17 protein-coding genes are annotated in these 13037 nt (G+C 58.7%); 13 read left to right on the top strand and 4 right to left on the bottom strand.

Features of this window, described 5'->3' with window-relative positions; genetic code table 11:
• Nucleotides 1–77: 77 nt before the first annotated feature.
• The gene (locus BXY39_RS04430; RefSeq protein ID WP_170163619.1) at nucleotides 78–1625 is read right to left on the bottom strand and encodes a methyltransferase regulatory domain-containing protein; all 1548 of its coding nucleotides are present in this window, start codon (nucleotides 1623–1625) and stop codon (nucleotides 78–80) included.
• Between the two features lie 159 nt (nucleotides 1626–1784).
• On the opposite strand from BXY39_RS04430, the gene BXY39_RS04425 reads away from it, so the two are divergent.
• The gene (locus BXY39_RS04425) at nucleotides 1785–2726 is read left to right on the top strand and encodes an NAD-dependent epimerase/dehydratase family protein (protein WP_121937588.1); all 942 of its coding nucleotides are present in this window, start codon (nucleotides 1785–1787) and stop codon (nucleotides 2724–2726) included.
• Nucleotides 2727–2804: 78 nt separating this feature from the next.
• On the opposite strand, the gene galU is transcribed toward BXY39_RS04425, so the two are convergent.
• Together galU and BXY39_RS04415 are read right to left on the bottom strand one after the other, a co-directional pair.
• A complete protein-coding gene (gene galU, locus BXY39_RS04420; protein WP_121937587.1) occupies nucleotides 2805–3671 on the bottom strand; it encodes a UTP--glucose-1-phosphate uridylyltransferase GalU in 867 nt (288 codons plus the stop codon).
• A 3-nt stretch (nucleotides 3672–3674) separates the two neighbouring features.
• Nucleotides 3675–4946, bottom strand: coding sequence for a glucose-6-phosphate isomerase (locus BXY39_RS04415; RefSeq protein WP_121937586.1), 1272 nt, complete (start codon nucleotides 4944–4946; stop codon nucleotides 3675–3677).
• 212 nt (nucleotides 4947–5158) lie between these two features.
• Here BXY39_RS04415 and BXY39_RS04410 point away from each other — a divergent pair, with 212 nt between their 5' ends.
• Nucleotides 5159–6181, top strand: coding sequence for an NAD-dependent epimerase/dehydratase family protein (locus BXY39_RS04410; protein ID WP_121937585.1), 1023 nt, complete (start codon nucleotides 5159–5161; stop codon nucleotides 6179–6181).
• Between the two features lie 62 nt (nucleotides 6182–6243).
• Here BXY39_RS04410 and BXY39_RS19295 read toward each other — a convergent pair whose 3' ends face one another.
• Nucleotides 6244–6867, bottom strand: coding sequence for an RNA polymerase sigma factor (locus BXY39_RS19295; protein WP_281269992.1), 624 nt, complete (start codon nucleotides 6865–6867; stop codon nucleotides 6244–6246).
• 607 nt (nucleotides 6868–7474) lie between these two features.
• Between BXY39_RS19295 and BXY39_RS04400 the strand changes: the two genes are divergently transcribed.
• From BXY39_RS04400 to BXY39_RS04350, 11 genes are all read left to right on the top strand, one after another.
• Nucleotides 7475–7927 carry a hypothetical protein gene (locus tag BXY39_RS04400; protein WP_121937583.1) on the top strand — a complete coding sequence of 151 codons (453 nt, stop codon included), beginning with the start codon at nucleotides 7475–7477 and terminating at the stop codon, nucleotides 7925–7927.
• Nucleotides 7928–8104: 177 nt separating this feature from the next.
• On the top strand, nucleotides 8105–8620 hold the full coding sequence (locus BXY39_RS04395) for a RebB family R body protein (protein ID WP_121937582.1): 516 nt from the start codon (nucleotides 8105–8107) through the stop codon (nucleotides 8618–8620).
• Nucleotides 8621–8865: 245 nt separating this feature from the next.
• Complete coding sequence (locus BXY39_RS04390; protein WP_211332078.1) at nucleotides 8866–9180, top strand: RebB family R body protein; 315 nt, start codon at nucleotides 8866–8868, stop codon at nucleotides 9178–9180.
• Between the two features lie 141 nt (nucleotides 9181–9321).
• Nucleotides 9322–9672: a RebB family R body protein gene (locus tag BXY39_RS04385; RefSeq protein ID WP_121937581.1), complete on the top strand. Its 351-nt coding sequence runs from the start codon at nucleotides 9322–9324 to the stop codon at nucleotides 9670–9672.
• Between the two features lie 68 nt (nucleotides 9673–9740).
• Nucleotides 9741–10166 carry a RebB family R body protein gene (locus BXY39_RS04380; RefSeq protein ID WP_121937580.1) on the top strand — a complete coding sequence of 142 codons (426 nt, stop codon included), beginning with the start codon at nucleotides 9741–9743 and terminating at the stop codon, nucleotides 10164–10166.
• A gap of 81 nt (nucleotides 10167–10247) precedes the next feature.
• Nucleotides 10248–10571 (top strand): RebB family R body protein, encoded by a 324-nt coding sequence (locus BXY39_RS04375; RefSeq protein WP_121937579.1) that lies wholly within the window; start codon nucleotides 10248–10250, stop codon nucleotides 10569–10571.
• A gap of 74 nt (nucleotides 10572–10645) precedes the next feature.
• Complete coding sequence (locus BXY39_RS04370) at nucleotides 10646–10972, top strand: RebB family R body protein (protein WP_121937578.1); 327 nt, start codon at nucleotides 10646–10648, stop codon at nucleotides 10970–10972.
• A 63-nt stretch (nucleotides 10973–11035) separates the two neighbouring features.
• Nucleotides 11036–11365 carry a RebB family R body protein gene (locus BXY39_RS04365; protein ID WP_121937577.1) on the top strand — a complete coding sequence of 110 codons (330 nt, stop codon included), beginning with the start codon at nucleotides 11036–11038 and terminating at the stop codon, nucleotides 11363–11365.
• A gap of 46 nt (nucleotides 11366–11411) precedes the next feature.
• Nucleotides 11412–11858, top strand: a complete 447-nt coding sequence (locus BXY39_RS04360; RefSeq protein WP_121937576.1) for a hypothetical protein — start codon at nucleotides 11412–11414, stop codon at nucleotides 11856–11858.
• 181 nt (nucleotides 11859–12039) lie between these two features.
• A complete protein-coding gene (locus BXY39_RS04355) occupies nucleotides 12040–12318 on the top strand; it encodes a transposase (RefSeq protein ID WP_147453467.1) in 279 nt (92 codons plus the stop codon).
• 54 nt (nucleotides 12319–12372) lie between these two features.
• Nucleotides 12373–13008, top strand: a complete 636-nt coding sequence (locus tag BXY39_RS04350) for an EndoU domain-containing protein (RefSeq protein ID WP_170163617.1) — start codon at nucleotides 12373–12375, stop codon at nucleotides 13006–13008.
• Nucleotides 13009–13037: the final 29 nt, after the last annotated feature.

Raw genomic sequence — 13037 nt, 5'->3', positions numbered from 1 at the left:
TCTCAAGCGCCCTTCTGAAGCCGCCGTCCACCCAGGTGCGGCTTCGGATACGGCTTTCAGGCCCCGCCTCAGGGGGGCTAGAACGCTTTCAGGCGTTGCAGCAGGGGCAGTCGTCCGGTTTTAAAGGCTTCGGCCCTGTGCATCAATTCCCGGCGGATATTGTCCGCGCCTTCCACCGGTTTGCCGTCCACTCTGATGGTGGTGTTTTTCCGTTGCAGCATGCGGTGCGCATGGTCGGCCATGCCCTGGGCGTCCGGTTTGTCCCCCAGAATCTGGCGGATGAAACACTGTTCGATAAACCCTGACGGTACCCCGCCGCCTGACACCGGTGATGCCAGATGGCCTATGTCCTCGCCGCGCCGCGAGCGTTCCAGAACCGTCCTGTTGAAGGCCCGGGCGGAGTGTTCCACCTGTTTCTGCTGTTCGGGTGTGTTGGCCGGTGTGATCAGGCCCTGCTGCACAAGCATCAGGATGTTCGTCAGAACCAGATTGGGCGGTATGCGCCGCGCCTGCAACGTGTCGATCATGTGGCCGATGGACACCTGCGGCGTTTCGGATGCATCGAACAGGGCGCGGATATGCGCATATTGATCCTCCTTGACGGAGATGCGACCCTTCATGGTCTTGATGCCGGGCTGTTTCGCGCCAAGCGGTCTGATTGGTACCAGATAGTGACCGCGCAGGCGGTGCATGCGCTCGGTCGGGCCCACACTGCGCAGGCCGCGCACGAAATAGTCGCGCCGGAACTGCATGTTCAGGAAATAATCCATCATTGTTTCCCTGAGGATGCGGTCCGGTTCCTTTTCCATCATCGCGCGCTGTGCATCGTTCAGCAGGAACGAGGCGCTGTTCGTTGTCAGATTGGCGGAAATGGCGAAATCCAGTTTTGCGGCCGACAAGTATGCCGCCACATCGGCGAAATAAAACGGGGCAAGGTCCGCGTTCAGATATTCGTGGCTCAGATAGCTGCGGTCTTTCTTGCGGATGATCTCCACCTTTTTCTTGAAAAGGGGGTTCTGGGCAAAGAAAGCCCCGCCGGCCGCCATCATGTCATCGACAAAACCGTTGATATCGCCCCAGTGCGCGCCGGACTGCCGGCCCGCCGGTTTCTTGCGGTCATAATGCAGTTTGGCAAGGTGGCGATAGGGTTGCAGCGAATGCCATCCGGGCAGGGTATTGTAATTCAGATAGAGAACGCCGCCGGGTTTCAGGTGATGCCTGGCAATATCCCGGATGATCCGCCGGTTGTCGTCGGAAATCCAGGACCACACCCCGTACAGCTTGATCATGTCGAATTGCGGCAGGTCCCCGCGCGCCAGAAGGTCCTGAAAACTGTCATCGCTGACATGCAGGCCTGTATCCGCTTCGCGGGCCAGAAGGTCCGCTTCAAGGGCGTGGGCGGGATTGAAATCATTGCCCCGGAATGTGCCGGGATTGGTGGCGGCGTGGATGTTGGCGGAAATACCGCGACCGAACGCCAGTTCCAGATATGTCACCGAGGACCCGATCGCATGGTCGATTCCGTGAAAATCCAGGGTGAAGCGGGCATGATTGGGCGCGAGATCCGTGAAATAGCTCGCGATATAGGTCTCATCGGTCGTGTAACCGTCGCTCCAGTCGTTCATGGGGGACTCCGGGGGCATGGCTTTGAAACAGGGCGTGTGGCGATCCGGGCCAAGACTTTGCCGTCCCTTGCCGGGATGTCAACAAAGGCTTTGTCAGGCGCTTGTTTCATACTGTGAAACGTCTATCAATAGGCCTTGCGGATGAAGTGAGGAATATCCATGCGGACATGGCTTGTGACGGGGGGTGCGGGATTTATTGGCAGCTGGCTGGTCGAGCGCCTGCTGGCGGCGGGGGACAGCGTCCGCGTTCTGGACGATTTTTCAACCGGGACACCGGACAATCTGCCCCGGCATGACGGCCTTCGCATCATCGAGGGCGATATCTGCGACACAGGATTGGTGGCCTCCCACATGGCCGACTGTGACGGCTGCTTTCATCTGGCGGCCGTGGCCTCGGTCGTCCGCTCTTTCGAGGACTGGGCCGAGACCCACAGGGTCAATGCGCTGGGCACTGTCACGGTTCTGGAGCAGGCGCTGCGCGCCGGCATCCCGGTCGTCGCGGCGTCGTCCGCCGCCGTGTATGGCATTCCGACCGCCGTTCCGCAAGAGGAAGACGCGCAAGTCGACCCGCTCAGCCCCTATGGCCTGGACAAGCTTGCCGGCGAGCGCCACGCGCAGCTGATGGCCGGCCACGGGCTGAAAGCCTGTGCCATGCGGTTTTTCAATGTCTATGGCCCCCGTCAGGATCCGAAGTCTCCCTATTCCGGCGTCATCTCCATTTTTGCCGATCGTGCATTGCAAGGCGGGCCGCTGGTCATTGACGGTGCCGGCGATCAGACGCGGGATTTCATCTATGTGACGGATGTGACCGCCGCCCTTGTCCTCGCCATGCGCTTTCTGATGCAGGCGGGGACAGGCGGACGGTTCGAGGTGTTCAATGTCTGCGGCGGCACGGAGACCAGCATCAGCACCCTGGCCGCCGCCGTCATCGCCGCGACCGAAAGCCCGGCGGATATCGAATATGGGCCCGCCCGCACCGGCGATATCCCCCGGTCCCTCGGCGCGCCCGCCAGGGCGGCGGCCCGCCTTGGCTTCAGGGCGGACACACCCCTGGAGCAGGGGTTGCGGTCCCTTGCCGCCGCCCTTGCCGGGGGGGCATAACCGCCTCTTCTCCAACAGTCGCGGGACCGGCCGCGGTCACCATCGTCATGTTCAGACCGCGCCGGTCAGGTATGGGGGTCAGATGGCGTGCATGGCCGTCCTGAGACGATCGCGCAGGGCCGGGTCTTCCATGCCCATGGCCACATTGGCCATCAGCCATCCCAGTTTCGATCCGCAGTCAAAGCGCACGCCTTCGAACTCCAGCGCGTGGAAAGGCTGCGTACCGATCATTTTCGCCATGGCATCCGTCAGCTGGATTTCGCCGCCCGCCCCGATTTCCTTGGCGGACAGGGCCTGCATCACTTCGGGTTGCAGGATATAGCGGCCCACCACGGCCTGTGTGGACGGGGCGTCCTCGGGATGCGGTTTTTCCACAAGTCCCCTGACCTCGATACAGGACCCGTTTGCCTTGCCGGGGGTGATCACCCCGTATTTGCTGGTGTCTTCCTTGGCCACATCCATCGTGGCGACAATGTTGCCGCCGTGGACGTTATAGGCGTCGATCATCTGTTTCAGGGTGCCGGGCTTGCCCTTGATCAGATCGTCGGGCAGGGCGACGGCAAAGGGCTCGTCATTGACCAGTTCCCGCGCGCACCAGACGGCATGGCCCAGCCCGCGCGGGCGCATTTGCCGGACATAGGCGATGCGGCCTTCTTCCTGAAGCATCGACCGGGCAATATCCAGGGCGTCCGCTTTATCGCGTTCCTGCAGGATCGTCTCCAGCTCATAGGCATGGTCGAAATGGTCTTCCATCACCTGTTTGTTGCGCCCGGTCACCAGAATAATGTCCCGGATGCCGGCCTCGATCGCTTCCTCGACCGCATACTGGATCAGGGGGCGGTCCAGAACCGGCAGCATTTCCTTCGGGATCGCCTTGGTCGCCGGCAGAAACCGGGTGCCGAGCCCGGCAACCGGCAGGACAATTTTTCGGACGGGTTTGGTCATGCGTTACTCCAGTTCGCAGAGATAGCGCCGGGTCAGCACCTTGCTGTCTTCGACACCGGGCTGGTCATAGGCATTGATGCCCATCAGATGCGCCGTCAAGACGGTTTCCAGCATGAAATGCATGAAAAGACCGCCGAGCCAGCGTTCATCCATCGCCTCCATCGTCATCATCCGCACGATACGTCCGCGTTTGCGCAGGGTCTCGGCGGTCGCGCGCGTCTGGCACGCGACGATATCGCCGATCGTCTTGCCCGCCATATAGTCAAGGCCGTTGTCCAGGGCCGGGGCGTGCGGTACCGCCGGTCCCCTGCCGTGGCCGGGCACGCCGATCAGCGTGTAGAATTTGTCGTCGGGTCCGTCCACATACAATTGCAGCTGACTGTGCTGGTCCACCGGGCCGATGGCGCGGACCGGCGTGCTGCCCAGACCGTCCTTGCCCAGACTTTCCGCCCAAAGCTGTCCGTGCCAGCGGGTGAAGGCCCGCAACACGTCCGCATACGGCATCAGAACCACCGTGCCGATGTTTCGTTCCGCCGCCAGTGTGTAGGCAAGCGCCGCGCCTTCAACCGGTGCCGCACTGCCGGGATTGGCAAGCGCGTCGTCCAGAACCGCCCTGGCGCCGTCGCGGAACCCCGTGACGGACAGACCGCTCAGCATGGCCGGCACCATGCCGACGGCGGTCAGGACGCTGAAACGGCCCCCCACATCGCTCGGATGGTCGATAATCATGCAGCCCAGGCCCTCGCCGTATCGTCTGAGTGGACGGTCGCCCGGTTCGGTGATGAATGTGAAATGGCGGCCGATCTTCTCAAGGGGTACCCCTGTGTCGATCCAGGCGCGCGCCGTCAGCAATTGCGCCAGGGTTTCAGCCGTCCCGCCCGACTTGGAAATGGCCAGAATATGGGTTTTTTGCGGTGTCAGGGATGAAAACAGCCGGTCCATTTCATACGGGTCGAGACTGTCGGGGAAATGCAGTCGGGGACCGCCCGCATCGCCGTAGCGCGCCAGCGCGGTGGCGGCCTGACCGCCAAGGCTGGAACCGCCCGTACCGAAAACGAGAATGTCGTCAAATGTGCCGGCAAGGCGGTCGCGGACCGTTTCCATGTCCGGCAGGTCATCCATCCGGCCGCACTGCCGTGCAAAACCAGGCAGGCTGTGTTCCATCGCGGTCAGGCCGTCCGCCGCGCGCTGGCGATTGTGTGTGAAGGCGTCCGACAGACCGTGATCGTCCATGACGGCCGGAAGCGCTTTTTCCCCGTAGCTGGATCGGATCATGATGGTGTTTCCTTGATTTGGCGGTCCGGATGGCCCTTTAATTCCCGAACCAGACCACAGGCGGACATCATGTTCAAGGGCATCGGATTTAAGACCGCTTACCCGCTTTTGCCCAATGGTGTCCGTGATCCGGTGATCATGCCGTTTTGACCGGTTCGGACCCGGACTGTATGCAGGGACAGTGCGGCCGGACTGTGACAGGGGGACGATGCGTGACCATTCTTGTGACCGGGGTTGCCGGTTTTATCGGGTTTCACACGGCGATGGCCCTGCTTGGCCGTGGCGACGAAGTCGTCGGGGTGGACAATCTGAATGCCTATTACGATCCGGCGCTGAAGCGGGCGCGTCTTGGCGAATTGAGTAAGACCTTCAGCAAGGCCTTTCACTTTATCGAAGGCGATATCGCCGATCCGGATGTACTGAGCCGGGCCGCCGGGTCAGGGTTTGGCCAAGGGTCTGACCGGGGATCGGTGCGGGCCATTATTCATCTGGCGGCACAGGCCGGTGTGCGCTACAGCCTCGAAAACCCGGCAACCTACGTCCGGTCCAATCTCGTCGGTCACGCCAATGTGCTGGAATTTGCCCGCCATGCCGACGGTCTTGACCATCTTGTCTACGCCAGTTCCAGCAGTGTTTACGGCGGCAATGAGAAGCAGCCCTTTGCCGAGACGGACAGGGTGGACAATCCCGTCTCGCTCTATGCCGCGACAAAACGCGCCGATGAATTGATGAGTCATACATATGTCCATCTCTTCGGTCTGCCGCAAACGGGACTGCGGTTTTTCACCGTCTATGGCCCTTGGGGGCGTCCGGATATGGCCGCCTGGCTTTTTGTCGAAGCCATTTTCGAGGGCCGTCCCATCAAAATTTATAACGAAGGGCGGATGGCACGCGATTTTACCTATATTGACGACATTGTCGCCGGCGTGCTGGCGGCTCTGGACAATCCACCGCCCAGACCGGACCGTCTGCCGGATGCCTCCGTGTCCGCCCACAGGATTTATAATCTGGGCAACAACGCGCCGGTCCGGTTGATGGACATGATTGCCCAGATCGAAAAGGCGGCAGGCCGCGAAGCGGTCAAGGAGTTCCATCCCATGCAGCCGGGTGATGTGCTTGAAACCTACGCCGATATCGCCTGTGCCCGGAAAGATTTGGGATTTGCGCCGTCAACCTCATTGGCCGACGGGCTGGAGCGTTTCGTTGCCTGGTATCGTCGCTACAGGGGTGTGTAGGGGCTTGTTGCCTGTTGCTCTTCTTACCCGTTGCCCTTCCTGCCCGTTGTCAGGGGCAGTGTTTATTCGACGATTTCGCCGGCGGTCAGATATTTGCGCAGGCGCCGCCGCAGAATAGCCCTGCCATGCTGAACGCGCTTGCGGGCGTTCCCTTCCGTGACCTTGTATGTTTTGGCGATGGCGGCATAGGGGCTTTCGTCGACCAGCCTTGAGACGACCGGACCGCGCAGGGACGGCGGCAGGTCTTTCAGAAGCCGGTCCAGAACCTGCCGCAATTCGCTGTTCAGCATATCGTCTTCGGCCGAGGGCTCAGCGCTTGGGGCCAGCAATTCCACGCTCAGCGCATTTTCGGCCTTGCGGCGCCGGTGCCCGTCCATGCACTGGTTATAGAGAATGCGGGCAAACCACGCCCTTTCATTGCCGATGTTTCCATTGGCCGCTGAAAAACTGATACTGGCCTTGCAGGCGGTCGCACTCAGCGCGTCCTCGGCGGTGGGCTGGTCGCCACTTGTCCAGCGCATGCTCAGACTGTGCAGATAATCTTTGTGTTTGTGCCAGGAAAGCCAGAATTGCCGTTTCAGTGTGGTGTGGTTTTGCCGGAGCGCGGTGTGATTTTGCCGGAGCGTGTTGAGGCGGGATTGATGTTTGTCGAGTGTGCTGGTCCTTTTGGGTGGTTTTGATGGCATTAGACGTTTTGATACAATCGTATATGTGTCTCCCCAGGCTTCGGAAAAGTTTCTGTCCGCTCCGTAGTAGTCCCTGTGATCCATGATTACCCCCCAATGAACCTCACAAAGTCAGGTATAGCATTCAACCGAAAGTCGAACTTTTGAGATGTGTCACTATTGCAAGACGGCTCTGCGAGGAATTTGTGAAATTTTTGATGTAAAATTGAGAGGGATTTATTTTTTTTGACAGGAATGAGTGAGCGAAATTAAAAAATCTATATATTTTAGATCGTTACAAGCGGCATGAATAAAAACTCTCTATCAATATATTTCTTTCAAAATCATTTAATAAAAATAATGCAATTTTATTTCAGCATCAAATGAAGCGGATTTCATTCTTGAATAAAAATTTATATAGAGAAAAATAAAAATATTGTTGTTTTACATGATCTTAGAAATGAATTTATTCATAAAAAATATGAAAGAAAATTTCATAAAAAGAAATTTTTGAAAATAATAAAAATCAATTGCTAAGAAATAATTCTATCATTTAAAATCGTTTTTTATATTCATATATTCAAATAAATTTCCCTGACAACACAAAACCAAGGTTAGGGAACTTCAAATGACCAGCAAATCAACGAAACAACTAAATGTGGACTCCGTCCAGGAAACCGAGGAAGACACGGACATCAACACCACGATTAATGAGTCCATCGAGAACGGTGCCACCATTTACATCGACAAAATCGAAAATGTCGAAATCCGTGACGCGGACCTGGCCACGTCGACGACGGAAGATGTTTTTCTGCGGACACTCGCATCAAGCTCCTCCTCTTATTCCAACCCGATTACGAACTTTTTGATGCAGTTGGGCGCCATCCGCGAACAGCAATTGATCGCGACCGAACAGCTGGCGGTCACCGGCGCGGCGGCCGCGAAAATCCTGTCGCTGGACCATGAGCGCCTTCTGGCGGATTACATGCCTCCGGTCGAACGGCGTGAGCGTCGCGAAGCCGTTGAAATTCATGAGATTCTGAAACTGGTCAAGCGTCTTGCCCGTGACGAGGGGGAATAGAACAGGATCTCCGGACCGAACAGTGTCCGGGCCTTTTCTCCCATAACGCTGCGAGCGCTTCTCTTTCCATTCCCTTCATGTTGCCCTTCATGGCCATAACAGGCCTGTCACGGACAAATATCCGCATTGGATGGGGCAGTGCACGCGGACAGGATCTCATAACGCAAGGAGTGCATCATGCCGTCTCCTGATATCGTCCAGTCGGTGTCCGACACAAATCTCAAGGTGATCGGCGATGTGCCGGCCTGGACAACCAGTCTGTTACAGCAATTCACCGCCCAGTCCTCCGGGCAGGCAATGGAAAATGCGGTGATATCCAACAACATCACCAACACCATTGCCACCACGTCAGCCGGTATTCTTGTGAACCAGATGCAGGTCATGGCCTCGCAGATGAACAATCTGATCGCCGAGATGGGCACCAACAAAGCCATGCTGACAAACACCATCGGTCTTGGCCAGTCCGCCCTGAATGATGCCATCAGCCTCGGTCAGTCCGGCCTGAACAGCACTATTCTCGCCAACAAGAACACGCTTGCCGGCGTTGAAGGGGATGCCATGGCCCTGCTTGGCATGATCGCATCCTTCATTGCCGCGGTCGAGGAAGTCGGCATCGGCGCCGACGCCGCCGTCGGCATCGTCGTCACCATTGCCGAAGTGGTCATTCAGTTCCTGAAAACACTGTCCGGCTGACCGCTCTCTGAACTATTGCCGGTTGCGCCGGCGGAATTTTCCGCCGGCGCACATAAAAAATAAATTTATTCTTTTCAATGGCTTGGCTGGTCTCGTTCAGAGTGCCGGCCCATCTGCGTTGTCACAACTGCCGCGCTCGACCGTCTAACCCACGACTTTGAATTCAACACGCTGACATGCCTGATGCGGGGGATCACAGCCCGCCGGGGCGCTGACAGGTCGGCTTGCCAGTCGGAGGACGAATCGTGGATCCCACTCTTGTCAACGGGCAGATCACAGATGCTGTCACCCAGACGAATGTAACGGTTCTCGGCAATGCCACCGCCCAGGCGACCGCGAATCTGTATCAGGTCATGGCGCATTCGGTCGGCCTGTCCATGCAGAACGCCGTCGCCAATCAGCAGAACATGAACTCGATCAGCAATGCGGTCACCGCGCAAGGGGTGAACAATCTGTACACCGTGCCGGTCGCCGCCGATGCCAAAGCCGTCAACACGGTGCTGACCGACAATCAGGTGGCGGCGATTATCGCGGCCCTGGCCGCCGCCAAGAAGGCATAGCCCCCGGGGCGCGTGCCGCGCTGCGGATAATGATCGCCGGACAGGCATCGCGACAGTCTTCGGCGCGAAGGCGCCGGAAAAGGGTGAACCGCTTGGCCCACCCCTTCATCGAAAAGGCCAGGTGAAACAGGAGACAGGAAAATGGCAGATCCAACACTCGTGAACGGCCAGATCACCGATGCGGTGACCCAGGCCAATGTGAAGGTCCTGGCCGATGCACCGGCCCAGGCTCTCGGCAATCTGTATCAGGTGGCCGGACATTCGACCGGTCTTGGCATTCAGAACGCCACGGCCAACCAGCAGAACATGAACACCATCGACACCGGTGTGACCACTCAGGGCATCAACCTGATTTACACCATGCCGGTGGCAGCCGACGCGCGCGGCACCAACGAGATCTTCTCGGGTAATGCGCTGGCCGAAATGATCGCCCAGCTCAAGGCAACCCTGCAGGCCTTCAAGCAGCAGCCGACCATCCCCGGCGCGGGCTGAGCCGAGACGACGTATGCCTTTCCAAACAGACTGTGAACACCAAACAGCTTTGATTCAGGGAGTATGACATGGCTGATCCGACACTGACCAATGGACAGATTACCGATTCTGTCACACAGGCCACCCTTGGTGTTCAGGGGCTCGCCCCCAGTTCGGCTCTCGCGAGCCAGATGCAGTCCACCGGGCATACGTCGTCCCTGGGCGTTCAGAATGCGCTCGCCAATCAGCAGCATCTCTCGACCCTCAGTCTGTCGACCACGGCGCAGTCCGTGAATCAGATTCTGGGTCTGAGTGCCGCCATATCCGGCCGCAGTTTCAATGACGCCCTTACCGGAAATCCGTTGGTCCAGTATCTCGCCCAGCTGGTCAGCTTGCGGGAAATGGTCAACAGCAACCGTCTGATGACACAGGGAACCAGACGCCGCGAACAGCGGATACCCGGTCAAACCGTAGTCTCGGACTCCAGCGAAAGCATGTCTTTCTCAACGACGTGAAAGACCTGACACCGTCCGGCCCCCACATGTGAGAGCCCCCATGCCGACCGCTCTCATCCATACCTTCAAAGGAGAGAAAAAATGGCAGATCCAACACTCGTAAACGGCCAGATCACCGATGCGGTGACCCAGGCCAATGTGAAAGTCCTGGCCGACGCGCCGGCCCAGGCTCTCGGCAATCTCTATCAGGTCGCCAGCCATGCCACGGGTCTCAGCATCCAGAATGCCACGGCCAACCAGCAGAACATGAACACCATCGACACCGGTGTGACCACCCAGGGCGTCAATCTGATTTACACCATGCCGGTGGCAGCCGATGCGCGCGGCACCAACGAAGTCTTCTCAGGCAACTCGCTGGCTGAATTGATCGCCTCTCTCAAAACGACTGTCTCATCCTTTTCCTAAATCCTGACAGTCATTTTCATCCGCTCTCGCGGTGACGCGAAAAACCGCGAGGGCCAAACGATAGGAGACGTCCCGTGGCGGATACAACACTCGTCAATGGTCAGATCACCGATGCGGTGACCCAGGCCAATGTGAAGGTTTTGGCCGACGCGCCGGCCCAGGCTCTCGGCAATCTGTATCAGGTGGCCGGGCACTCGACCGGTCTCGGCATTCAGACGGCGACAGCCAACCAGCAGAACATGAACACGATCGATACCGGCGTCACCGCCCAGTCGATCAACCTGCTCTACACCATGCCGATCGCGGCAGGGGCCCGGGGTACGAATGAAATCTTCTCCGGCAATGCGGTTGCCGAGACGATTGCCCAGCTCAAGGCCACGCTGGCCAGCTTCCCGGGCTGATCAATCCTGACCACGGCGTCCAGTGCGCCGTGGTCTCCGCCCTTTTTCTGATGGAGACACAAAATGGCAGACCCAACCCTCGTGAATGGCCAGATGACAGACGCTGTCACCCAGGTAAACCTCAAGGTTCTGGGTGAGGCCCCGGCGCAGGCGTTGGCCAGCCAGTATCAGACATTCGGGAATTCCGCCGGCATGGCGATCCAGAATGCCGTCGCCAATCAGCACCAGTTTTATGCTGTGGGGACCAGCGTCACCACCCAGGCGGTCAACCTGATCATGAGCATTGATTCAGCCACGACCGTTCGCGGCCTGGATACCGTTTTTTCAGGGAATCCGGTCGCCAGTAACACGGCTGACCTGCTGGCGGCCGCCAGGCCCACGGGGCGCGGCTGACGGCACTCGCTTTTAACCAGACAACAAGCAACATAGGGAAACCAAAATGTCCATCAAAGGCGTTGAAAACACGAAGACCGCAGATCATGAAAACTGGGTGATCCGGGGAGCCGGACATGAGGAAAAAGCCATCATCAGCAGCGCGGCGGCCCAGACATTCGCCCTGATGATGCAGAACACGGCGGCCCTGCAGCAGTCCATGTTCACCATTCTGAACGCCATGGCCAGCAAGGCCCTGTCCAACATGGCCGAGAATGCCCCGCAGGATGCCGTGAACAGTATCGGCACGCTGTTGCAGAACACGTCGTCGGTCGATCAGATCGCCAAGATCATCGAACTGGCGAACACCGGCACCATAACACCCCAGACGCCCCCGGCCGGTAATGACCCCGGCAAGGGAAAACCGACCCATGGCGGGCCGGAGCAGGACCAGCAGGATCAGGCCCCGGACGGCCCCGGCGAAGGTGGTCCCGGCCAGGACTGGGCCGGCTAGGCGGGCGGACCGGCCAAAAGGAATTTGACAGTCCCTAACCTTGGTGCCGGTTGCCGGAGGTTTCAGTGGATCATCCGGTGGCCGGCCCGTTTTTTTGGAGGGACAAAAAGAAAGGGTCGATCACAAAAGCGGATCAGGGCAGGACCCCGAGCGAAATGCCCGGCCTGATCGGGAGAACAGCATGGCACGCAAACGATACAGCGATGAGATGGTACGGCAGGTCTTGCGCGATGTGGAAAACGGGGCGGCGATCGGGGATGTGGCGAAGCGCTACGGCATTGCGGAGGCAACATATTACCGCTGGCGCATCCGGTACGGTCCGGCCGCCGCGATGCGCGGCAAATCCCTGAAGGAACTGGAAGAGGAAAACAGACGTTTGCGGCACCTCTTCACCGAGGCCGCACTGGAGACCGCCAAACTGCGGCGCCAGATCGAACAGATGAGCGTGGATAAGGACTGAGAGCATGATCGCGGCGGCCATGACGTACGCCGCATGGGAAACAGGAGGACAGAGATGACTGCATACGGTCTCAGATCACCCAAAATGGCATTCAGCAGTTTGCCGCATAACAATGCCGGACGCTTGCCCGTCGGTATCTGGAGCAAGGACAGCGTGCCGATCAACATCCGCCGTATTTTTTACGGCGAGGCGGGGTATGACAATGACCTTGGTCCCTTTTCGCGGCCTGCCGGACTGAACCCGCCCACCGTCCGCAATCTGATCTCGTACGAGGATGACCGCGACTATATCAGCGGCGTTTACCGGGCGACCTATGACTTTGTCGACTACAGCGCCCATGAACACTACAAAACCGACAAGAACAAAAATACCCGTTTCGAAACATCCATCAGACAGTCGATCTTCTTCCCTGACTGGATGGGGGCCGAAGATGTCCTGACAGCCATCAAACAGGCCTATCAGGGCTGGTTGGCGACGGGTCCGATCCAGACCTTCTCGACACCCTGGTCCGGATTTGCCGCCGCCGGCAACGGTCTCGCCATTATCGGTTATCTGGACGAACTGGGACGCATTGCCTGGGCGCGGCCGTTCGACATCCTGCTTGGCGCCGAGGTTGGTGAAAGCGTGGTCGTCGGCGCCTCCAAGGGCGAGCCGGAAAAACCCCGCAAGGCCCCACGGACCGGCGCCTGACCGTTGCCGGGCCGCCCGTCAGGGGCGGC

It is taken from the genome of Eilatimonas milleporae (genome assembly GCF_003688555.1).
Classification (GTDB): domain Bacteria; phylum Pseudomonadota; class Alphaproteobacteria; order Sphingomonadales; family Kordiimonadaceae; genus Eilatimonas; species Eilatimonas milleporae.
Note: the sequence above shows the minus strand (reverse complement) of the source record. Positions and strands in the feature narration are given on the sequence as shown.